Raw genomic sequence first — 21,035 nt, 5'->3', positions numbered from 1 at the left:
CGTGTCGCACAAGACAACACAGCACGAGGGTCACCAAAGGACGGTACGACCTGTTGTACAGGCCGTCACCAAGTCTGCCCTCAAGGGTGGTTCAGGAGTAGCTCAGGAGTAGACGTGCGGCGCCAGCGTGGCCACGCAACGCAGGTTCCGGTACTTCTCCGCGTAATCCAGGCCGTATCCGACCACGAACTCGTCCGGCAGCTCGAGACCGACGTACTTGACCGGGACCCGCATCTTGGCCGCGCCCGGCTTCACGAAGGCGGTGCAGAGCTCCAGCGAGGCCGGCTTCCGTGACTCCAAGTTGCTGACCAGCCAGCTCAGCGTCAGGCCGGTGTCGATGATGTCCTCGACGATCAGCACGTGCCGGTTGGTGATGTCGGTGTCCAGGTCCTTCTGGATCCGGACCACCCCGGACGACTTGGTCCCCGAGCCGTACGACGAGATGGCCATCCAGTCCATCTCCACGTGCCGGGTGAACGAGCGGGCCAGATCGGCCATCACCATCACCGCGCCCCGCAGGACGCCGACCAGCAGCAGGTCCTTGCCCTCGTAGTCCTGCTCGATCCGACCGGCCAGCTCCTGCAGCTTCGCCAGGATCTGATCCTCGGTGTAATGGACCTTGGTCAAGTCCTTCTCGATGTCCGAAGCATCCACACGGTCAGCCTGTCACACCTTCGGCCAGGACGATGAATCCGCCCCGGCGGATCGCCCGGATCCCTTGGGGTAGGTCGATCCAGCGTTGGCCGCGCCAGTCTGTGATCAGCGCGTCGACGGCCGCGATGTGGCCGGCGGTGAGGTCGGTGGCGCGGCAGCCTGCCTCCAACGCGGCCTGCCGGAGCACTCTGGTCCGGAGCGCCGCAGGCTCGTCCGCCAGCGCCCCGATCTCACAGTGCACCTCTTTGTCATCCCGCCGCAGCGCCGTCTCGGCCAGGTCTGCCGCGAGTACGTCCAGCGCGTCCGCGTCGGCGCGGAGGAGTCCCGCCGTACGGGCGAGGGCCTCGATGACGCCAGGCCCGAGGGCCTCTTCCAGGACCGGTAGCACCTCGTGGCGGACTCTGACCCGGGTGAACTGCGGGTCGTCGTTGTGCGGGTCATGCCAGGGCCGGAGCCCCGACGCGATGCACGCGGCCGCCGTCGTCGCGCGGGGCAGCTCGAGAAACGGTCGCCGGAGCAGTCCGGCCACCGGAGCCATACCGGCCAGCGACCGGCCACCCGATCCCCTGGCCAACCCCAGCAACACAGTCTCGGCCTGGTCATCCCGGGTGTGAGCCAGCAGTACGACGTCTGCCCCGAACTCGTCGGCCGCGTCCCGCAGCGCGTCGTACCGGGCCGAGCGCGCAGCGCCCTCCGGACCGCCCTCGGAGCCGACCTCTACGGCGCGTACGTCGACAGGATCGAGTCCGAGCGCCCGGCACTGCCCGGCGGCCGTCTCTGCGACGTGGGCGGAGTCAGCCTGAAGACCGTGGTCGACGATGACGGCCCCCGCGCGCAGGTTGAGCTTGGGTGCCTCGAAGGCGGTCGCAGCGGCCAGGGCGAGCGAGTCGGTGCCCCCCGAGCAGGCGACCAGGACCGTCGTGCCGTGCGGCAGTTCGCCCAGCAGGTTGCGGACCGCCTCCCGCGTCCGTGCGACGGCAGGGTGCAGCTTTCCTCTGCGGTTCTCCACGAGCTCCTCGGCGGCCGCCTGGCCCGGCGGCTCAGCCGTGGAGCCGGGCGACCCAGGCATCCGGGTTGGCGATCTCGTTCTTGGTCGGCAGCGTGTTGGGGCCGGTCCAGACCCGGTTGAACCCGTCCATGCCGACCTGATCGACGACTCGGCGTACGAACGCGGCGCCGTCCTTGTACTGCCGCAGCTTGGCGTCCAGCCCGAGCAGCCGCTTCAGCAGCTGATCGACCGGGTTGCCACTCTGCCGGCGCGACGTGAACTTGGACCGGATCTGCTCCACGGTCGGAATCACCGACGGCCCGACCCCGTCCATGACGAAGTCCGCGTGGCCTTCCAGCAGTGACATCACCGCGGTCAGCCGGTCCAGCACGGCCCGCTGCTCCGGGGACTGCATCAGATCGACCAGACTCAGCTCGGCCTCACCCCGCACCGACCGTCCCAGCCGCTGCACGGCCTCCCGGAACATCGCCGCGTACGCCGAAGCGTCCAGCTCGGCCTGGTCCAGGAACAGCGCGATCTCCGACCGCAGGTGGTCCCGCAGCCAGGGGACGGCGGTGAACTGCACCCGGTGCGTCTCCTCGTGCAGGCACACCCACAACCTGAAGTCCCGCGGTACGACGCCCAGCTCGGTCTCGACCTGCATCACGTTGGGCGCCACCAGCAGGAGGCGACCGGTCAGATCAGGACGGTCCGGGTCCGGCTCGGCCGGGTAGAACGGGTCGAACTGACCCAGCACCCGAGAAGAGAGGAAGGCAAGCAGTGCGCCGGCCTCGATCGCAGTGACGCGTGAACCGACCGCGGACGACAGTCCGCCGGTCCGCTCGGCCTTCTCGCGCAGCTTGTCGGCCAGCGGCTGCAGCACGGTCCGGAAGCCGTCCGCGTTCGCCTGGACCCAGCCGGGCCGGTCCACGATCACGACGGGCGCCGTCGCGGACGTCGCCTGCAGTCCGGTGAACTCGCGCACATGATGCTCGGAGTCGGCCGCGAACTGGCGCAGCTCGGCCACCACCTGGTCCGCCTCCGTGCGGCTGACCGCAGGTCCGGGGCGCAGCAACTTCCGCGCCACCCCGATCGCCAGCTGCCAGTCGACCATCTCGGCTCCGACCTTGCCTTCGGTCCCGCCTTCCGCCGTACTCATATTCCGACCCTAGTCGTATGTCCCAACCTGCGCTTGGCCTCAGGCCTGGCAACCGCAGTTCGCGAGGATCGCGGTGGCCCGGTCGAGCGCTGCCCGCGCGTTGAGCGTCTGCGGTACGGCGACACTGTCCGTGGCCACTGCGAACACCAGAAGCGTGCCTGTCCGGTCCCGGGCCAGTCCGGCCAGACTGTGTACGCCGGTGAGCGTCCCGGTCTTCGCATGGACCAGTCCGGTGCCCGTGCTGGTGCCAGGCGCGGCGAAGCGGTCCTCGAGGCTGCCGCTGAACCCCGCCACCGGCAGGCCGGTCAGCAGGTGACGCAGCTCCGGGTGCTGGGGTGAGGCGGCCACCCGGATCGCACCGGCGAGCAGGTCGAGCGGAACGTGGTTGGCCCGGGTCAGTCCGCTGCCGTCGAAGATCTTGGCCTTGCTGACGTCCAGGCCCAGCTTGGTGAGAGTCGCGCGTACTCCGGCGACACCACCGGCGTAGGAGCCACCGTTCTTGGTGGCCAGGCCGACCTGGCGCTGCAGGACCTCAGCGCCGTCGTTGTCGCTGTGCAGGTTCACGTACTCGACGATCTGGCCGACTGTCGGCGACTTGACCTGGGCTACCGGCTTGGCCGTGGCCGGAGCGACGGTCGGCTTCAGGGTGGGGGCGACCGTGATGCCGGCGGCCCGCAGTTGGGCGGCGAAGGCAGTGGCGGCCGCCTGGGGCGGGGAGGTTGCTCGCTTCGCCATGCCTGGGGTGATGCGACCTTCGTTCACCCAGAGCGCGGAGGTGGGAGCGGCGATGCCCTCGGGGACGTAGTTCGCTTCCCAGTTCTTGTTGATCGCAGGTCCGGTGAAGAGGGAGGCGTCGTACCCGAGGGTGATGCTGCTGACGCCCTGCGCCTTGAGAGCCTTCGCCGTACTCACTGCCAGGTCCTGGAGCGACGCCCGGGCCGGGAAGTCGGTCGGGTCGGTGGGGCGCTTCGCGACGAGTAGGGGGTCACCGCCGCCGACCAGGATGAGTGAGCCCTTGGCCGCACTCACAGTCCTCGTGGCGAAGGTGTGATCCGGGCCGAGTGTGTCCAGGGCCGACACGGTGGTCAGGAGCTTGAGCGTGGAGGCAGGGATGTACGTCGAGGACGCACCGACCGAGAACACCGGCTTGTTCCGGGAGGCGTCGTACACGTAGATGCCCCGGTGTTTGCCGAGCGACGGGTCCGCGAGAACGGCGGCCAGGGCCTTCTGTACGCCGGCTGCCGTCGGTGCGACGCCCTCCGCCGTGGCGGGTGCCAGCACCACGGGTGCCTGCTGGGCGGTCTGTACTGATCCGGGTACGGCGCGTGCACCGCTCACCAGGCTCGTGGTCAGAGCTGTGGCGAGCAGGGTGACGAACACCGCACGAGGCGGACGGGCCACCGGGCTGCTCCTGTCATTCGGTCGGTCGGAACCGTGACAGTATCTGCCGTATGGAGTTCGACGTCTTCATCGAGATCCCCAAGGGCACCCGCAACAAGTACGAGCTGGACCACAAGACGGGTCGGCTCCGGCTGGACCGGACCCTCTTCACGGCCACTCAGTACCCGTCCGACTACGGGTTCATCGAGGACACCCTGGGCCAGGACGGCGACCCCCTGGACGCCCTCGTCCTGCTGAGCGAGCCGACCTTCCCCGGCTGCCTGATCAAGGCCCGGGCGATCGGCATGTTCCGGATGACCGACGAGAAGGGGCCGGACGACAAGGTCCTCTGCGTCCCCGCCGGTGACCCGCGCCAGGAGCACCTGCGCGACATCCACCACGTGCCGGAGTTCGACCGGCTGGAGATCCAGCACTTCTTCGAGGTCTACAAGGACCTCGAGCCGGGCAAGTCCGTCGAAGGCGCCAGCTGGGTCGGCCGCGCCGACGCCGAGGCCGAGGTCACCGCCTCCTTCCAACGCCTGAAGACCGAAGGCCACTAGGAGACACGCCCTAGTCCTTAGCGAGGCGGCGGAGCAGTCCGAGGAGGGTTTCCTGCTCGGCGGGCGTGAGGGGCTCCAGTAGCTCTGTCTCCGCCGCCGCGATCAGTTGGTCCATCGCGAGTAGCTGCTTCTCGCCGACCGGGGTGATCGCGACGATCTTGCGCCGTCGGTCGGCGGCGTCGACCCGGCGTTCGACGTACTTGAGCTCCTCCAGTTCGTCGAGCAGCGTGACCAGATCGCTGCGGTCAAGCCCGATCCGGTCCGCGAGGGTCGCCTGTGCGCCCTCTCCGTCGTCGGCGAGACTGGCGAGGACGTGGTAGTGCAGCGTCCGTACGCCGGCCTCCGTCATGTGCTGCCGGACCAGTCGATGCGCCTGCTGGCTCGACCGGCCGAGCGCCCACAGCACCCGGTCGGACAGACGATGTCTCGACGACTTCTTCACCCGATCAACTCTATTGGCAGCGACCTCGGCCGGCGTTATCGTGGGAGTCGCCCATTATTTACGACTCCCACGATATGGAGAGAGGCCCATGCGCGCAGTGCGCTTCCACCAGCACGGCGGCCCCGAGGTCCTGCGACTCGACGAGGTCGACGTACCCGAACCCACCGCCGGCCAGGTCCTGATCGAGGTCGAGGCGATCGGCGCCAACGCCATCGACGCCGTCCTCCGCCGCGGCGGCTCCGCCTGGGACCGCCCGCTTCCCGGCACCCTCACCGGTGACGTCGTCGGCCGGATCACCAAGCTCGGCCCGGACACCCCACCCGGCGTCGCGATCGGCCAACGAGTCGCCGGCCTGACCGAGGACGCGTTCGCGGACTTCGCCACCGCCGACGCCAACTTCCTCGCCACCATCCCCGACGACGCCGACGCGGGTGAGGCGACGATGATGTCGATGACGGCGCCGCTCGCCCTCCGCCTCCTCGAGTCGAGCCGCCTCCCGGCCGGCGGCACGATCCTGATCCAGTCCGCCGCCGGCACCGTCGGCCACCTCGCCGTCCAGCTGGCCCGGTTCTTCGACCCGAAGACGATCATCGGTACGGCGTCCTCCCCGCACCGGCTCGACTTCATCCGCGAACTCGGCGCCGAACCCGTCGACCTGACCGACCCGGACTGGCCGGCCAGGGTCCGCGAACTCGCCCCCGAAGGCGCCGACGCCGTCCTCGACTCGGTCGGCGGCACCGTCTTCGACCAGGGCCTCGGCCTGGTCAAGCCACTCGGCACGATGGTCACGTACGGCGCCATCACCACCGAGCTGCCGGTGATCCCGGCGCACAGCCTGTTCGGGCTCCAGTCCGTCACCGGCGTCTCGATGCTCGGCTGGCGCCAGGTCCGCCCCGACGGCGCCCGCGCCGACATCGCCGAGGTCACCCGCCGCTGGCAGTCCGGCGACCTGCACCCGGTCGTCGACTCCACCCACCCCTTGACCGACGTGATCCGCATCCACGAAACCCTCGACGCCCGCACGAACCTCGGCCGCCTGATCGCAACCACCTGAAGCCCGTCCGGATAAAATCACCCCGTGGAGCTCCGGCAGCTGCGGTATTTCGTCGGCGTCGCGGAAGAGCTGCATTTCGGCCGCGCCGCCGAGCGGCTGTACATCTCCACCCCGACCCTCAGCCAGCAGATCAAGCAGCTCGAACGTGAGGTCGGTACGGCGCTCTTGATCCGGCACAGCCGCGGGGTCGAGCTCACCCCGGCCGGGCAGGTCTTCCTGGCCCGGGCCCGGGAGACGATCCAGGCGGCCGGCCTGGTGCTGAAGGACACGCGCCGGGCGGCCGGCCTGGACGAACCCGTGCTCCGGCTCGGCCTGCTCAACGGCGTCCCCGGCCGGCTGCCCGCCGCCCTCGAACAACTCGCCACCGAACGCTTCCCGACCAGCACCGTCACGCTGGAGGCCGGCACCACCACCGACCAGCTCCGCATGCTCACCGCCGGCGAGATCGACCTCGGCCTGGTTCGCACTCCGCTCACGTTGCCACCGGCAATGACCTCGGAGCACCTGGCCGACGAAGAGCTCGGCGTACTGCTGACCGCCACACACCCGCTGGCCGCGAACACCGAGCTCACCCTCGACGACCTCACCGGCCTCGAGCTGATCTGGATCCCCCGCGCCACCGCCCCCGAGTTCTACGACGACTCACTCAGCCGTCTGGGTGGCGGGATCCGGGTCAGCGACATCAGCATGAGCCACTCCCAGGTCCACTCGGCCCTGCTGGTACGCCGGTCCGCGATCAGCCTCGGCTCACGTCGCGCCGCCACCCCCGACATCGTCTGGCGCCCGTTGAAGGGCCGACCGCTGATGGCCCGGTACGCCGCCATCTGGCGAACCGACTCGCACAACCCAGTGCTCCAGGCAATGACCGTTAGCCCCGGCCTAACGGTCATTAGGCAACAAGTCGTGGCGGACTGACGCACGCGGTGGTTGGCTCGAAACACCAACCACCGAAGGAAGTCTCACGTGCAAGAACATGTAGTGATCGTCGGCGGCAGCTCCGGCATGGGCCGCGCTCTCGCCGCCGAACTGGTTGCCCAAGGCAGCGAGGTCACCGTGGCCGGACGGTCGCAGCACAAACTCGACGACGTCCGGCGCGAGCTCGGCGTACGGACCGTTGCCATGGACATCGGAGTCGAACGCGACATCGAACGGCTCTTCGCGACCACCGGCACGATCAACCATCTCGTCACGACCGCCGCCGACGTCGGCGGCGCCTACCAGCCGATCAAGGAGTACGACGTGGACGCGGCCCGGTCCGCGGTCGACTCCAAGCTCTTCGGCCCGCTGTTACTCGCCAAACACGGCATGTCCGTACTCGAGCCCGATGGCTCGATCGTGTTCACTTCGGGCATCGCGGCGTACCGGCCGGGGCCGCGGGCATCGTTGCTCGCGGCACTCAACGGCGCACTCGCATCACTCGCCGCGGCGCTCGCGGTCGAGCTGGCGCCGCTCCGGGTCAACGTGGTGTCGCCCGGCTGGGTCGACACCCCGATCTGGCAGCACGTGGCCGGAGACGCGACCGCCGAGACCTTGGCCGCGATGGCGGCTCGTCTCCCGGCCGGCCGGATCGGCCGGACCCAGGACATCGCGGACGCGATCATCGCCCTGCTGCGCAATGGATTCATCACTGGCACCGTCCTGCATGCCGACGGCGGACACCGGCTGGTCTAGGTAGCTGAGGTGGGTTACGGGCGGCCGAAGAAGTTCGGCGGCACCCAGTAGTAGACGCTGTCGATCTGCACCGGCTTGCCGGTCCGGGGCGCGTGGATCATCCGCCCGTTGCCGAGGTACATGGCGACGTGGTGGATGGTCCCCGGGTCGTTCGGGTTCACCGCCCAGAAGATCAGGTCGCCGGGGCGGAGGTCGTCCTCGTTGATGTGCCGGATCGCCTCGTACTGCGCAACGCTGTAGTGCGGCAGCTGGACGCCGGCCCGCTTCCAGGCGCCCATCATCAGCCCCGAGCAGTCCCAGCGCGACGGCCCGGTGCCGCCCCACAGGTACATGTCGCCGAGCTGGGACAGCGCGAAGTCGATCGCCGACCCCGCACCGCGGCCGGAACTGCCACCGCCGTTGTCGTTGTCGTCGTCGCGACGGGGCTTGTCCGGCTTGTGGTGCTTCGGCGGCTTCTTGCCGTGGTTCTTCTTCGCCTGCTCGCGGGCTTCCTTCTCCTCGCGCGCCTGCTCGGCCTTCTCCCGGGCCTGCTCGGCCTTCTCCCGGGCCTTCTCGGCGGCCTCGCGGGCGGCGATCCGCCGGGCCAGTTCGGCGGCCTTCCTCGCGGCGAGTGCGGCGGCTCGTTGTCGCGCAAGCTCCTCGAGCCCTCGCTGCCGCTGGGCAGCCACCTTGATCGACGTGTTCTGCAGTACGGCGAGCTGCGCGATCGACTTGGTCCGCAGCACATCCATCGCGGTCACCGCGGCGGCCTGTGCCGCCTCGGCGTCCTCGGCCGCCTTCTTCGCCTTGGCAGCCTCGTCGGTCGCCTTCTTCACCTTGGCCAGGGCCTGCTCGGCCTGGACCTTGAACAGGTTCGTGACGACCTGGGTCGCCGTGAATCGCAGGTACGACGCCTGCATCGCGGTCGACACGGTGTGCGCCGTACCGGCTGAGTCGAGCAGCTCCTGCGGACCGTCCGAAGTGAGCAGCGGCGCGACCCGCGCCAGCTCACCACCACCCTGGTACGACGCCGCCGCGTACCGGCCGATCTGCTGCCGCTGGGTGGTCAGCGTCTGCTGCGCCTTCGCTGCCCGGGCCGCCGCGTCGGCGGCCTCGGCCTTGGCCTGCTGCAGTTTGTAGAGCGCGCCGTTGTAGGCCTCGTCCGCGATGCCGGACTGGATGCCGAGCTGCTCGAGCCGGGTGTTCGCCGCAGCCAGCTGCTGCTCGATCACGGCTACCTGACCGGCCTTCGAGGCGGCGGCTTGCTTGGCCCGCTCGACCGCAGCCTTGGAGGGAATGACCGGCGGCTTCGGCTTCGCAGCGTCGGCCTGGATCGGTTGTACCGCCATGGAGCCGGCCAAGCAGATCGCGAGCACCCCGGAGAGCAGCACTCTGCCGGTCTTCCCAGTGCTCCCGATCCGCCTGCCGGACGTGTCCCGCGAGGGCGTCCGCATCGGAATCGTTCCTTCCACCGTGTCACGAACCCCTTCCCCAGGGTTCGTGCCCTTTTGGTCCTCGTGGACCACATACGTGACACTAGTTGCCCACAGCCCCATTGGGAACACTATTCACACAAGTAACTTTGTTGCACCTGCGTGTCGGCTTGACAAACTACAAGCTTGTAATTCACGGCAAATGCAACGGCGCCCGTCCGGAGACCGGACGAGCGCCGCTGAATGAGGGCAGAACCAGGCGCAGAACTAGCTGTCAGCGCAGGTTAAAAGATGCCACCACCGGGAGATGGTCGGAGGCCGGCGTGACCGGGACCGAGGCCCTGATCGGGCGCAGACCGTCGCTGTGGAGCTGGAAGTCGATCCGCTTGGTCGGGTTGTCCGCCTCGATCGTGTAGCCCGGTCCGACACCGACCTCGGTCCAGGTGTCGTCGAGTACGGCGGTCAGCGTCTTGATCTCCGGCGCCTCCGGCGTCGCGTTCAGGTCGCCGACGAGCAGCGTCGGCACCTTCGACGTACCGAGCAGCTCGACCACCTTCTGGGCCTGCTCCAGCCGCTCGGCGTTGTTGTTGCTGGTCAGGTGGGTGTTCGCGAACCGCAGGTCGGCACCGCGCACCTTGATCGACGCCACCGCCAGCCCGCGCTGCTCACCGGTCGGATAGAGCGGCAGCAGGGTGTTGGTGAACTTCTTGATCGGGTACTTCGACAGGATCGCGGTCCCGTACTGACGGCGCGGCTCCCCCGGGTTCACCGGCGGGAGGTCGAGGTTGGCGGCGTACGCGTAGTGCATGTGGAGGCGCTTGGCGAACCAGGCCGGCTGGTCCTCCCAGTTGCTCCGGACGTCCCAGTGCCGGTCGACCTCCTGCAGCCCGATCACGTCCGCACCGGACTTCTCGATCAGTACGGCGATCCGCTCGAGGTCGAGTACGCCGTCGATGCCGGCGCCGTGGTGGATGTTGTAGGTCATGACGGTGAGCGGCCGCGGCGGGCGGCCACCGTCGGGCTGGGCCGCGGCAACGCTCGGCACCAGCATCATCAACCCCACGAAGACGGTTAGCAATTTACGCATAACCCCATCCTTCCGGAAAACCGGCGACACTCGCATGACGAGCGAGTGTCGCCGGTTTGAATGTCAGTGCACGAGCCGGGCGACGGCGCCCTTTGCGCCGGAGGCCCAGCAACCGGCCTGGGAGCCGTGGCCGGCGCATTCCACGCTGTCGAAGCTGCCGTCATAGAACTGCTTCCAGCTGCGACCGCCGTCGAAGCTCACGTCACTCCCCGACGGACCGACCGCAATGACGGTCGACAGCGACCACGGCACGAAGTGCGATCCGCTGCGATATCCCTTCGGCGCCTTGTCCGCCGGGACCAGCTTCCAGCTGCGACCGCCGTCGTACGTGACCGAGGCCGCCTTGGTCGCCTCGGTCGGCTTCTCGAAGTCACCGCCGACCGCCACCCCGAACAGGCCACCGCGGAAGGCGAGGCTGAAGATGCCCGCGGCCGCACCACTGGCCATCGGCGAATCGGTCACCTTCCAGTGCCGGCCACCGTCGACGGTCCGGAACACCCGCGGCCGGTCGCCACCACCGGATGCGAACCAGGCCGTCCGGCCCGGACCCGCGACCAGGCAGGTCCCGCTCGCCGCGAAAGCGAACTCACCGGTCAGCGCGGCCGGCATCCCGGCACTCGGCTGAACCTTCCACGACTTGCCGCCGTCCGACGTCGCCGCGATCCGGAACTTCCCGTCCACCGGGTCACTCAACGCCAGCCCGTGCCTGTTGTCGTTGAAGGCGAAGCAGTCGTAGAACGCCGCGGCGTCGGTGTTCCGGAACGTCTCGGTCCACGACTTACCGCCGTCCACCGTCCGGTAGATGCGCGAGTCCTCGCCGTTCCCGATCGACAGCACCACCGCACGCTTCGCGTCGAACGCCTCGACATCGCGGAACTCGAGCTCACCGGCGCCCGGCGGACTGACGTTCTGCCAGTGCTTCCCGCCGTCGAGGGTCCGCAGCACCTGACCTGCGGACCCTCCGATCCAGGCAACGTCCTTGCTGACCGCGGCCAGCCCACGGAACTGCGACGTACTCCCGGTCGGGGTTGCCTTCCAGTGGTACGACGGGGTTCCGCTCGCCTGGGCGGGGACGAGCTGAGACATCAACAGCAGACCTCCTGCCGCCACAGCGGCCACACGCAGGATTCTCATGCGCGTGAACCTAGCCCATGGTGAGGCTGTTGGTCAGGCAGTCGTCAGCTTGAAGGACTGGGCTGTGCCTCCGTTGCAGGTGAGTTGGACTAGTTGGGTGCTGTCGGCGGTGGAGGCGCCGGGGACGGTCAGGCACTTGGAGCTGAAGCGGCTGACGAAGTGGAAGTAGCCGCTGCCTTCGGAAACGGCCTGCCACTGCTGGTTGGTGCCGTTGCTGTACGTCCACAACTGCAGGCCGGCGTTGTCAGCGGCCGATACGCCGGTCACGTCGATCACCTTGGTCGCGTCGTTGCGGTTGTTCACCCGGGTGAAGCCGCCGGACGTCGCCTGGAACTGGAACTGCTGCGCCTGGGACGAGTTGCAGCTGTACTGCTGGATCACGGTGCCGTTCGCGACTCCGGCCGCGCGGGCGTCGACGCACTTGCCGTTGGCCTTGTTCGCGAGCGTGTACCAGGCGGTCGGAGACGGCTGGTCCACCGGCGGCGTCGTACCGGCACCGCCGAGCCACTTGAGCGCGTCCATCATGAACTGGTTCTGCGCCGGGCTGTCGAACGTCGACGACAGCCGGGTGTTGGTGTCGTAGTTCATCGCGTTGTGGCCGAAGTTCGCGTAGATCATCTTGTAGTTCTTGTTGGTCCAGATGATCGGGTAGTAACCGGAAGTCCAGATGTTGCCCTGCTGGTTGCCGACCGGGAAGCTGGACGGGTCGATCGAGGCGAGGACCTGGATGTCGGGGTTGTTCCGCAGATCGTTCTGCCAGCTGTACCACTCACTCACCGACGACCGGAACGTCGCGCCCGTGTTCACCAGCGCCGGGTGCGAACGGTTCTCCGCCTTCAGCGTGACCGCGCTCGGTCCCCAGGTGTTCGACTGGAACCGGCCGGTCCCGAGGAGCGTGTTGTTGAACCAGGGCCAGCCACCGCTCGCATCGTTGTACGCCGACACATGGAAGCCGAAGAACGCGCCACCATTGTTCATGTACCGCTGGAACCCGGTCTTCTGCGCGTCGGTGTGCGGCGAATCATCCAGGAACATCACCACCTGGTACTGCGAAGCACTCAGGTTGTTGAGTTGATCCCAGTTGTTGGTGGCCGTGTAGTTGAAGCCGGTCTGCGCGCCGAACTGCGGGAAGCGCTGGTTCGCTTCCTTCTCGAAGTCGATGTGCGCGGCGTCCCAGGTGCCGCTGTAGAACGCGAGCACGTTGAAGTTCGCTTGCACTTGAGCGGTGGCGGACGGAATCGCGAGGCTGCTGATCAGCAGCACCAGCGTGAGCAGGAACGCGGGCAGGCGGAAGCGATCGGAAAGCATGGGGGCGGCCCTTTCCGGTGCGGTGACTTATGAAATTTCAGGACTTAAATTAACTCTGGATCAAAGTCCTGTCCAGAGCTCATCGACTGGCTGCCCAGAACTCCCAGCAACCGCAGTTTGTCCGCACTCTCGCTGCCCGGCTCCGCGGTGAAGACCACCAGGGTCTGCTGCTGGTCGCGGTTGTCGATGACCTCGCAGTACAGGTCCAGCTCGCCGACCACCGGATGGTCGAAGTGTTTGGTCCGGCTGTGCATGATGCCGATCTCGTGCGCGTCCCACACCTTCACGAACTCGGGGCTGACCTTCTCCAGCGCCCGGACCAGCGAGGCGGCGTACGACTTCTGCCCGTCGGCCGTGACGACCGTCCGCAGCATCGAGACCAGCATCCGGCTGTGCGTGGACAGATCGGGCTCACGGTAGAGAGTCCGACCCTCGGGATGGACGAACCAGCGGTAGATCTCGCTGCGCTCCATCCCCTCGAAGTTCGTCTGCTCCCCTGCGAACGCGACGTGCGCCGGCGTCTGCGCGAGCGTCTCGCCACACCGGTTGACGAGCAGGGCGGGCGTATCGTGCAGCCGGTCCAGGATCCGCAGCATCCCGGGGTCGACGTGACAGGCCCGAGTCATGCGTGGCGGCGTACCGTGCCCGGCGAGCACGAACAGGTGGTCGCGCTCTTCCGTCGTCAGCCGCAACGCTCGGGCGATCGCACCCAGCATGTCAACCGACGGCTGCGGGCCCCGGCCGCCTTCGAGCCGGCTGTAGTAGTCGGCCGACATCGACGCCAGCGCCGCGACCTCCTCGCGCCGAAGTCCGGGCGTACGCCGCCGTCGGCCGCGCGGCATCCCGACGTCCTCGGGTTGCAGGGCCTCTCGCCGCTTACGCAGGAAGTCGGACAGCTCGACGTACTCCATGCCTCCAGTGTCGCCAACCCACACCAGTTATCCACTGCTTACCGAGCAGAGGCTGAGCCGAGCCTGGTTGCCGTCGGGCATCCGATCCCAGGCTGGAACCATGAAGACCACCGGAAACACCATCTTCCTGACCGGCGGTACGTCGGGTATCGGCCTCGAGCTCGCCCGTAGGTTCCGCGACCTCGGCAACACCGTGATCATCAGCGGCCGCCGCAAGGACCTGCTCGACCAGATCGCCGCGTCGGACGGCATCGAAGGCATCGCGCTCGACGTCGCCGACCCGGACTCGATCGCAGCCGCCTTCGACACGGTCACCACCCAGCACCCGGACCTCAACGTGGTCATCACGATGGCCGGCATCATGCAGGTCGAGGACCTGCACGACCCCGCTCACCTGGCGACCAGCGAGGAGACGATCGGGATCAACCTGCTCGGCACGATCCGGACCATCGCCGCGTTCACGCCGTACCTGCTGACCAAGCCGGACGGGGTGATCATGACGGTGTCGTCCGGGCTGGCATTCGTCCCGCTCGTACTGACGCCGACGTACAACGCGACCAAGGCCGCGATCCACAGCTACACGCAGAGTCTGCGGATCCAGCTCGCGGACACCAGCCTGCAAGTGATCGAGCTGGTCCCGCCGGCCGTCCAGACCGGTCTGCTCGGCGACACCCCGGATCCGGAGTGGATGCCACTGGACGAGTTCATCGACGAGTCCGTCAGTCTCCTCGAGCAGCAGCCCGACGCCGACGAGATCCTCGTCGACCGTGTCCGCTTCCTCCGCGACGCCGAACGCGAGAACCGCTACGACCAGGTGATCGGCGTACTCAACTCAGTCCGCTAGCGCTTGCTCGATCCGCTCGACCTTGGCGGTGAGCTGGCCGGTGAAACCAGGGCGGATGTCCGCCTTCAGAACTAGGCTGACCCGCGGCGAGACCGCGGCGACGGCATCCACTGCCTGCTTGACGACCGCCATCACCTCGTCCCACTCGCCTTCGAGGTTGGTGAACATGGCGTTGGTCTCATTGGGAAGACCGGAGGCGCGAACCACGCGGACGGCCTCGGCCACCGCTTCGCTCACGCCTCCGGTCTCGTCACCACCGGACGGGCTGATGCTGAATGCGACGATCATGCACCCAGCTTGCCAGCCTCTCCTCAGACCTCGTCCTGCACGGCCTCCTCGTTGGCGCGGCGCTCCGCACCCGAGGTGGTCAGCAGGGCCTTCTCCTTGATGAACAGCACCGCGACCAGGGCCAGCACCGCGAACGGCACCGACATCGTGAACAGGTCCGCGGTGGCCGCGCCGTACGCGTTCTCGACGACGGTCCGGACCTCGTCCGGGAGCTCCGCGATGTTCGGCACCGCGTTGCTGCCGCCGGCCGACGCGCCGCCCGGGTTCAGCGTCTCGGTGACCTTGTTGGCCAGGATCGCGCCGAGCACGCTGACCCCGATCGTGCCGCCCATGCTGCGGAAGAAGCTCACCGACGAAGTGGCCGCGCCCAGCTCCTTGGCCGGTACGTCGTTCTGCGCCGCGAGCACCAGGTTCTGCATGACCAGGCCGATCCCGACGCCGAGCACGACCATGAAGGCCCACAGCATGTACTTCGACGTGTGCGCGTCGATCGTGCCGAACAGCCCCAGCCCGATCGGCAACAGCACGCTGCCGATCACCAGGTAGATCTTCCACTTCCCGTACTTCGTGATCAGCCCACCCGCGATCGTGGAGGCGACCATCATGCCGAGGATCAGCGGCAGGCTCATCAGCCCGGCCTTGGTCGGCGAGTAGCCCTGCGCGATCTGGAAGTACTGCGCGAGGAACACCGAGCCACCGAACATCGCGACACCGACCAGCGCGCTGGCCACGATCGACAGCGTCACGGTGCGGTTGCGGAACAGGTCCATCGGGATGATCGGCTCCGGGTGCTTGCGCTCGACCAGCACCGCGATCACCAGTGCGACCAGCGCAACCCCGACCAGACCGAAGCTCCAGGCCGAAGCCCACTCGAACTTGTTGCCCGCGAACGAGGACCAGACCAGCAAGGTACTGACGCCACCCAGGATCAGGACCGCGCCCCACCAGTCGATCTTCACCTCGCGGCGGACGGTCGGCAGCTTCAGCGTGCGCTGCAGCAGCACGATGGCCGCGAGTACGAACGGGACCCCGACCAGGAAGCAGGCCCGCCAGCCCAGCGGCGAGTCGACCAGAAATCCACCGAGCAGCGGTCCACCGACAGTCGCCGACGCGAAGATCGCGCCGAAGATGCCGGAGTACCGGCCGAGCTCGCGCGGCGGGATGATCGCCGCCATCACGATCTGCACGAGCGCGGTCAGACCGCCGCCGCCGAGACCCTGGAGCACCCGGCTCCCGAGCAGCACCTCGATGTTCGGCGCCAGGCCGGCGACCAGCGAGCCGACCACGAAGAAGCTCAGCGACAGCTGGATCAGCAGTTTGTTGTTGTAGAGGTCGGCGAGCTTGCCCCACAACGGCACGGTGGCCGTCATCGTGAGCAGCTCGAGGGTGACGACCCAGGTGTACGACGACTGGCTCGCCCCCAGGTCGTGAATGATCCGCGGCAAGGCGGTCGACACCACGGTGCCGGCCAGGATTGCCACGAACAGCCCCATCATCAGGCCGGACATGGCCTGGATGGTCTGCCTCGGCGTCAGTGCTGCCGTCGGGGTAGTGGTGACCTCACCCGTCGTCGCCGGTTCCGGCGTGGGCGAAGAGGTCGTAGTCATGAGTGACCTTTCGTATTCGTTCGGTTCCGTCTTTGCCGAGCTCATCGCCGGCGGCCGAAGGCGGGATCGATGCCTTGGGCAAGTACATGGAAACCCTCGGCGACCAGTTCGCTGACCGGTCGCTCCGGGGAGTTCTTGTGCAGCTCCATCGCCACCCGGCAGGCGGTCCCGGCCGCGCCGACGATCAGGGCCGGCCGGACCGAGGACGCCGGCTCGCCCATCCGGGCGGCCAGCGCGGCGGTGAGCTGCCGCTCGTCGTCGAAGCTGGACATCATCAGCTGGTAGAGCAGAGCCGGCGAGCCCATGATCAGCTCACCGCGCCGGGACAACTCACCTTCGTTCTCGAGATCGCGCAGTACGCCGCTGACGACGAACCACATCGTGGTCAGCGGCGACTCCTCGGCGGGCGCCGTCCGCATCCGCTCCAGCGCGCGCTCGAGGTGCTCGGGATTGCGCCCGAGAATCGCGTGCTCCTTGTGCGGGAAGTAGTTGAAGAACGTCCGCACCGACACGTCGGCCGCCTCGGCGATCTCCTCGACCGTGACGTGGTCCGGCCCCTTCTCCAGGGCCAGGCGCAACGCCGCCTCCGCCAGCGCGGCCCGCGTCTCCCGCTTCTTCCGCTCCCGCAGCCCACCCTCTGCCTGCCTCACCGGACCAGGCTAGGTGGAATTTTGCAGTCACTGCAAACTATTAACCCTGAAATCTTGCAGTACTGCAGATTTCTACCTGGGCAACTACCGAGCGTCAGGACGACGGACGAACTGCGGCAGCCGGAGGATGTTGTGGGGGTACGGCAGCGGCCCGTCGCCGGCCTCGGTCAACCGACGCATCTGGTCGTCGTCGAGGCTCCAGCCGACGGCACCCACGTTGTCGGCGAGCTGTTCCGGAGTCCGCGCACCAATGATCGGCGCGGTCAGGCCCGGTCGCTGCATCACCCAACGCAGGGCGACCTGAGCGGGCGTCTTCCCGACCTCGTCCGCCACCCAGCGGAGGGCGTTGAGCACTCGCCAGGTCCGGTCGTTGTCGTGCGCGTCCCAGTCCGCCTGGTTGGAGCGCGAGCCGGCCGGCGGCCCGCCCTGGTCCTTGCTGTACTTACCGGACAGCCATCCACCAGCCAGCGGGCTCCACGCGATCACGCCCACGCCCTCGTTCTGACTGACCGGGATCAGGTCGAGCTCGGCGTCGCGGTCGAGCAGGTTGTAGAGCGGCTGCAGACACACGTACGGCTCGAGGCCGCGGTGGTTGGAGAGGTCGATCGCTTTCTGCAGTTGCCAACCGGTCAGGTTGCTCGCGCCGATGAAGCGAACCTTCCCGCTGGTCACCAAGGTGTCGAGCGTGGTCAGCGTCTCTTCCAGCGGCGTCGCGTCGTCCCAGACGTGAATCTGGTACAGGTCGATGAAGTCGGTCTGCAGCCTGCGCAGGCTGTCTTCGACACCGGCCATGATGTGTTTGCGCCCGGCGCCACGGACCGGTAGTCCCGGCCCGGCCTCGCCGTACACCTTGGTGGCGATCACCAGGTCGTCGCGGTTCTTGGTCTTCAGCCAGCTTCCGACGATCTCCTCGGAGACGCCGCCGGAGTACGTGTCGGCGGTGTCGATCATCGTGCCGCCGGCGGCGACGAAGTCGTCCAGGATCCGGTGACCGGTCGACTCGTCGGTCGCACCGCCGAACGTCATCGTGCCGAGGCAGAGCTCACTGACTTCCAGTCCGGTCCGACCAAGAAAACGCTTGTCCATGCGGAATAACCTACACAGACCCCTACTGCCACTAGAATGTGTTTACAGCCTCCAGCACCCCCTTCCGGTGTGCGGAGGCTTTTGTATGTGACCTATCTCTACAAAGCCGCCGGCCCGATCCGCGGCACAGACATCCTTCCGCTCAACGGCCTCCGTGACCGCTACCCCGACCTCTACGCCCGCGAACTCGAGAAGTACGCCGCCCGACTGGAAACGCTGAACAACCCGGTCTATCCGCTGGACTGCTGCTGGAGCGATGTCGTCTTCCTGTCGCCCGTGCACCCCGCGCCGATCTTCGCCGCCCTGCAGGAGTCCGGCCGGATCGGCCCGGTCACCATCGACTACTGGACCCTCGACGCCGACCTGCTGGATCCCGCCCGTACCTGCATCCTGCTCAAACGCCACGACCCGCAACTCCGACCCCAACCCGCCGAAGACTTCATCCCCTACGACCCACGCACCGTCGCTGAGCTCTCCACCCCGTCAGAGCGCGCCCTGCACCGACTCCGCACGCTCAACGCCACCGAGCCGCTCTACCCCTGGGCTGACATCCCGCACATCCTTCACCGCGGCCCCATCCCACTGGCCCGCTTCCGCGACCAGGAAGGCAACCAGGCGGGGACGGCTCGGCAGTAGTCGTCGTACTGCCGGCCGTACTGCTCCCGCAGTACCGGCTCCTCGTAGAACCGGACGAAGGAGGCCATTACCGCCCAGGCCAGTACGCCGTACCCGAGCACCCAGGGATCCAGGAAGGTGAGGGCCTGGCCGAGGATCGCGGTCACGACACCGACGTACATGGGGTTGCGCACGAAGCGGTAGTCACCGCCGACAACCAACGTGTCCGTCGGTGCGACCGGGGCCGGCGTCCCGTGGCCCTCACGGACGAATCGCACGAAGGCACGGAGTACGACGAACGCGCCCGGCGGCGACCAATACGAGGCCCGGCCAGAAGCGCGGCGCTGCCCAGCCACTGATCGCCCACGGCAACAGTCCGCCGACCACGCAGGGTGCGGCGAAGAAGAACGCCGTACTGCCGAGGGCTTCCTTAAGCATGGTCGAGCCTGGCGAGCACGCGTTCGGAGAGCTCGCAGAAGGTCTCGAGCTCGGCGGGGCTCAGGTCGGCGAACCAGTCGGCGACGGCGGCGAAGTCGCCCGCATCGCGCTCGCGCCAGTAGCTCGCGCTGTGATTCGTTGCTGACAGCAACTTGCGACGCTTGTCGGTGGGATCGGGCTCGACCTGCAATAGTTCCTTACGCTGCAGGGCTGCGACGATCTGAGCAACGTTCTGATGTGTGCTCCCGAGGGCCGCCGCCGCCTCGGCCAGCGACGGCTTGCCTATCGCCTTGACGGCGGTGATCAGGGCGGCCTGCTGGGTGGTGAGCCCATCCGAACGAAGTCGCTCATCCATCTCGTTGCGCAGCTTCTGCCCGAGCATCAGGGCGGTCCGGAACGCCCTGATCGGCGGCGTCAGCTCCGACTCCGCTCCGAGCCCGAACACCTTCTCGGCCTTGTCCATCGACGACATAGGCAATACATTACCTATCACTCTCGAAGGGGGCAACCATGATCTGCCTACTGCCGCACTGCGCCTACTTGTCCGAGACCTCCCGGATGCTCGAGCTGCACCGTGCCCTCACCCAGCTCGGCCTCGAGGTCCGCGTCGCCACCCATGGCGGCCCGCACGAACGCCTCCTCGCCGAGGCCGGCATCGAGTACGACGTCCTCGGCCCGGGACTGTCCGCGGCGCGGGCGGCCAGGTTCGTCGGTTCGGCGGTCGGGCTCGGCGATCCCCGGCAGAGCATGTACGACGATGCCGAGATCCGGACGTACGTCGCGGCCGAGGCGGAGTACTTCCGTGCGCACGGGATCACAGTCGCCGTCACGGGGTTCACGCTCACCACATTGCTGTCGTCGCGATTGACCGGCGTACGCGTGATCACTGAGCATGCCGGGAGCTTCGTGCCGCCGGTCTTCGAGCACCGGCTACTGCCGGCGCCATCCCATCCGGTCGATCCGCGGTTGAAGCGAGCACCGGCCTGGCTGGCCCGGTTCCTCATCAACCGGACCCCGAATCGCTTCACGGGATACATCGGCGGCTTCAACCGGGTCGCCGCGGAGCTGGGTGTGGAAGGCATTCCCAGCCTCGCCGCCCTGTTGCTCGGCGACCTGTCACTGGTCCCGGAAGTCCCTGAAGTACTGGGAATCTCGGCCACCGAGCTCGCTGCCTGGCGCCCCGGCAAGGGGTACCGCCCTGGCTCACAACTCCGGGCGGTCGGCCCGCTCTTCGCGCAGCTCGACCTGCTGATGCCGGAGGGGGTCCAGCAGTTCCTGGACCACCCCGGACCGACGATCTACCTCGCGATGACGTCGACGCCACCGGCACAGGTCCGCCAGGCGATCGCCGAACTGGCCGGTCTCGACGTACGCATCCTGGTCGCCGGCACCATTCACAAACTCGGCGATCTCGCCAGCAACCAGGTCATGATCCAGGGCGTTCTGCCCAGCCACCTCGTCATGCCCCAGGTCGACCTGGCGATCACCACCGGCGGCCAGGGCAGCGTCCAAACCGCGATGGCCAGCGGGACACCACTCCTCGGCATCCCGCTCCACATCGAGCAGGACCTCAACGTCGCCCTGGTCGAACGCCTGGGCGCCGCCCGCACCGGCCCGCTCGCCGAGACCGCCGCCCACATGCTCGCCACCCCGAGCTATCGCGACGCCGCCGAAAAGATCCAGCAGCTGTACGCCGCTGTCGACGGCCCGACCGAGTCCGCCAAGGTCATCGCCGAACAGCTCTGAG

Annotated in this window: 24 protein-coding genes; 7 read left to right on the top strand and 17 right to left on the bottom strand. The window is 67.9% G+C overall.

The window, feature by feature from the left end; genetic code table 11:
* Nucleotides 1-102: 102 nt before the first annotated feature.
* From hpt to dacB, 4 genes are read right to left on the bottom strand one after another with little or no spacing between them, the layout of a single operon-like run.
* Nucleotides 103-654: a hypoxanthine phosphoribosyltransferase gene (hpt, locus tag AB0L70_RS14000; RefSeq protein WP_363683683.1), complete on the bottom strand. Its 552-nt coding sequence runs from the start codon at nucleotides 652-654 to the stop codon at nucleotides 103-105.
* A gap of 4 nt (nucleotides 655-658) precedes the next feature.
* Nucleotides 659-1,723, bottom strand: a complete 1,065-nt coding sequence (gene tilS, locus AB0L70_RS13995) for a tRNA lysidine(34) synthetase TilS (RefSeq protein WP_363683681.1) — start codon at nucleotides 1,721-1,723, stop codon at nucleotides 659-661.
* Nucleotides 1,695-2,801, bottom strand: a complete 1,107-nt coding sequence (locus AB0L70_RS13990; RefSeq protein WP_363683679.1) for a zinc-dependent metalloprotease — start codon at nucleotides 2,799-2,801, stop codon at nucleotides 1,695-1,697. Before AB0L70_RS13990 ends, tilS begins: the two co-directional genes overlap by 29 nt.
* Nucleotides 2,802-2,840: 39 nt before the next feature.
* Nucleotides 2,841-4,202, bottom strand: a complete 1,362-nt coding sequence (dacB, locus tag AB0L70_RS13985) for a D-alanyl-D-alanine carboxypeptidase/D-alanyl-D-alanine-endopeptidase (RefSeq protein ID WP_363683677.1) — start codon at nucleotides 4,200-4,202, stop codon at nucleotides 2,841-2,843.
* Nucleotides 4,203-4,252: 50 nt separating this feature from the next.
* On the opposite strand from dacB, the gene AB0L70_RS13980 reads away from it, so the two are divergent.
* Entirely contained in the window at nucleotides 4,253-4,741 is a 489-nt protein-coding gene (locus AB0L70_RS13980; RefSeq protein ID WP_363683675.1) for an inorganic diphosphatase, read from the top strand.
* Between the two features lie 10 nt (nucleotides 4,742-4,751).
* Here the strand turns inward: AB0L70_RS13980 and AB0L70_RS13975 are convergent, their stop codons facing one another.
* On the bottom strand, nucleotides 4,752-5,183 hold the full coding sequence (locus tag AB0L70_RS13975) for a MarR family winged helix-turn-helix transcriptional regulator (protein ID WP_363683673.1): 432 nt from the start codon (nucleotides 5,181-5,183) through the stop codon (nucleotides 4,752-4,754).
* Nucleotides 5,184-5,271: 88 nt separating this feature from the next.
* Between AB0L70_RS13975 and AB0L70_RS13970 the strand changes: the two genes are divergently transcribed.
* From AB0L70_RS13970 to AB0L70_RS13960, 3 genes are read left to right on the top strand one after another with little or no spacing between them, the layout of a single operon-like run.
* Complete coding sequence (locus AB0L70_RS13970) at nucleotides 5,272-6,237, top strand: NADP-dependent oxidoreductase (RefSeq protein WP_363683671.1); 966 nt, start codon at nucleotides 5,272-5,274, stop codon at nucleotides 6,235-6,237.
* Nucleotides 6,238-6,261: 24 nt separating this feature from the next.
* Entirely contained in the window at nucleotides 6,262-7,152 is an 891-nt protein-coding gene (locus tag AB0L70_RS13965) for a LysR substrate-binding domain-containing protein (RefSeq protein WP_363683669.1), read from the top strand.
* Between the two features lie 48 nt (nucleotides 7,153-7,200).
* Nucleotides 7,201-7,908 carry an SDR family oxidoreductase gene (locus AB0L70_RS13960; RefSeq protein ID WP_363683667.1) on the top strand — a complete coding sequence of 236 codons (708 nt, stop codon included), beginning with the start codon at nucleotides 7,201-7,203 and terminating at the stop codon, nucleotides 7,906-7,908.
* Nucleotides 7,909-7,922: 14 nt separating this feature from the next.
* Here AB0L70_RS13960 and AB0L70_RS13955 read toward each other — a convergent pair whose 3' ends face one another.
* From AB0L70_RS13955 to AB0L70_RS13935, 5 genes are all read right to left on the bottom strand, one after another.
* Nucleotides 7,923-9,341 carry a C40 family peptidase gene (locus AB0L70_RS13955; protein WP_363683664.1) on the bottom strand — a complete coding sequence of 473 codons (1,419 nt, stop codon included), beginning with the start codon at nucleotides 9,339-9,341 and terminating at the stop codon, nucleotides 7,923-7,925.
* A gap of 253 nt (nucleotides 9,342-9,594) precedes the next feature.
* Complete coding sequence (locus AB0L70_RS13950) at nucleotides 9,595-10,407, bottom strand: endonuclease/exonuclease/phosphatase family protein (protein ID WP_363683662.1); 813 nt, start codon at nucleotides 10,405-10,407, stop codon at nucleotides 9,595-9,597.
* 63 nt (nucleotides 10,408-10,470) lie between these two features.
* Complete coding sequence (locus tag AB0L70_RS13945) at nucleotides 10,471-11,541, bottom strand: oxidoreductase (RefSeq protein WP_363683660.1); 1,071 nt, start codon at nucleotides 11,539-11,541, stop codon at nucleotides 10,471-10,473.
* A gap of 33 nt (nucleotides 11,542-11,574) precedes the next feature.
* Nucleotides 11,575-12,849 (bottom strand): ThuA domain-containing protein, encoded by a 1,275-nt coding sequence (locus AB0L70_RS13940; protein WP_363683658.1) that lies wholly within the window; start codon nucleotides 12,847-12,849, stop codon nucleotides 11,575-11,577.
* A gap of 44 nt (nucleotides 12,850-12,893) precedes the next feature.
* Nucleotides 12,894-13,760, bottom strand: a complete 867-nt coding sequence (locus AB0L70_RS13935) for a helix-turn-helix transcriptional regulator (protein ID WP_363683656.1) — start codon at nucleotides 13,758-13,760, stop codon at nucleotides 12,894-12,896.
* Nucleotides 13,761-13,860: 100 nt separating this feature from the next.
* Here AB0L70_RS13935 and AB0L70_RS13930 point away from each other — a divergent pair, with 100 nt between their 5' ends.
* On the top strand, nucleotides 13,861-14,604 hold the full coding sequence (locus AB0L70_RS13930) for an SDR family oxidoreductase (RefSeq protein ID WP_363683654.1): 744 nt from the start codon (nucleotides 13,861-13,863) through the stop codon (nucleotides 14,602-14,604).
* On the opposite strand, the gene AB0L70_RS13925 is transcribed toward AB0L70_RS13930, so the two are convergent.
* The 4 genes from AB0L70_RS13925 to AB0L70_RS13910 all read right to left on the bottom strand — a co-directional run bounded on the left by AB0L70_RS13925 (nucleotide 14,593) and on the right by AB0L70_RS13910 (nucleotide 18,235).
* Entirely contained in the window at nucleotides 14,593-14,892 is a 300-nt protein-coding gene (locus AB0L70_RS13925; protein ID WP_363683652.1) for a thiamine-binding protein, read from the bottom strand. The genes AB0L70_RS13930 and AB0L70_RS13925 overlap by 12 nt on opposite strands.
* Nucleotides 14,893-14,915: 23 nt before the next feature.
* A complete protein-coding gene (locus tag AB0L70_RS13920; protein ID WP_363683650.1) occupies nucleotides 14,916-16,499 on the bottom strand; it encodes an MDR family MFS transporter in 1,584 nt (527 codons plus the stop codon).
* A gap of 41 nt (nucleotides 16,500-16,540) precedes the next feature.
* Nucleotides 16,541-17,149 (bottom strand): TetR family transcriptional regulator, encoded by a 609-nt coding sequence (locus tag AB0L70_RS13915; RefSeq protein ID WP_363683649.1) that lies wholly within the window; start codon nucleotides 17,147-17,149, stop codon nucleotides 16,541-16,543.
* 84 nt (nucleotides 17,150-17,233) lie between these two features.
* Nucleotides 17,234-18,235: an aldo/keto reductase gene (locus AB0L70_RS13910; protein WP_363683647.1), complete on the bottom strand. Its 1,002-nt coding sequence runs from the start codon at nucleotides 18,233-18,235 to the stop codon at nucleotides 17,234-17,236.
* Between the two features lie 87 nt (nucleotides 18,236-18,322).
* Between AB0L70_RS13910 and AB0L70_RS13905 the strand changes: the two genes are divergently transcribed.
* A complete protein-coding gene (locus AB0L70_RS13905; RefSeq protein WP_363683645.1) occupies nucleotides 18,323-18,871 on the top strand; it encodes a hypothetical protein in 549 nt (182 codons plus the stop codon).
* Here the strand turns inward: AB0L70_RS13905 and AB0L70_RS13900 are convergent.
* The 3 genes from AB0L70_RS13900 to AB0L70_RS13890 are packed head-to-tail and all read right to left on the bottom strand — an operon-like array spanning nucleotide 18,799 to nucleotide 19,760.
* Nucleotides 18,799-19,128: an isoprenylcysteine carboxylmethyltransferase family protein gene (locus AB0L70_RS13900; protein WP_363683643.1), complete on the bottom strand. Its 330-nt coding sequence runs from the start codon at nucleotides 19,126-19,128 to the stop codon at nucleotides 18,799-18,801. The two genes, AB0L70_RS13905 and AB0L70_RS13900, sit on opposite strands and share 73 nt — an antisense overlap.
* Nucleotides 19,112-19,288: a hypothetical protein gene (locus tag AB0L70_RS13895; protein ID WP_363683641.1), complete on the bottom strand. Its 177-nt coding sequence runs from the start codon at nucleotides 19,286-19,288 to the stop codon at nucleotides 19,112-19,114. The genes AB0L70_RS13900 and AB0L70_RS13895 overlap by 17 nt, the downstream gene beginning before the upstream one ends.
* Entirely contained in the window at nucleotides 19,281-19,760 is a 480-nt protein-coding gene (locus AB0L70_RS13890) for a MarR family transcriptional regulator (protein WP_363683639.1), read from the bottom strand. Before AB0L70_RS13890 ends, AB0L70_RS13895 begins: the two co-directional genes overlap by 8 nt.
* Before the next feature lie 38 nt (nucleotides 19,761-19,798).
* Between AB0L70_RS13890 and AB0L70_RS13885 the strand changes: the two genes are divergently transcribed.
* On the top strand, nucleotides 19,799-21,034 hold the full coding sequence (locus tag AB0L70_RS13885; protein ID WP_363683637.1) for a nucleotide disphospho-sugar-binding domain-containing protein: 1,236 nt from the start codon (nucleotides 19,799-19,801) through the stop codon (nucleotides 21,032-21,034).
* The last annotated feature ends 1 nt before the right edge of the window (nucleotide 21,035 follow it).

This window comes from Kribbella sp. NPDC051952 (assembly GCF_040680855.1).
In the GTDB taxonomy this organism is placed as follows: Bacteria; Actinomycetota; Actinomycetes; order Propionibacteriales; family Kribbellaceae; genus Kribbella.
This window is presented reverse-complemented; position numbering and strand designations above follow the sequence as displayed.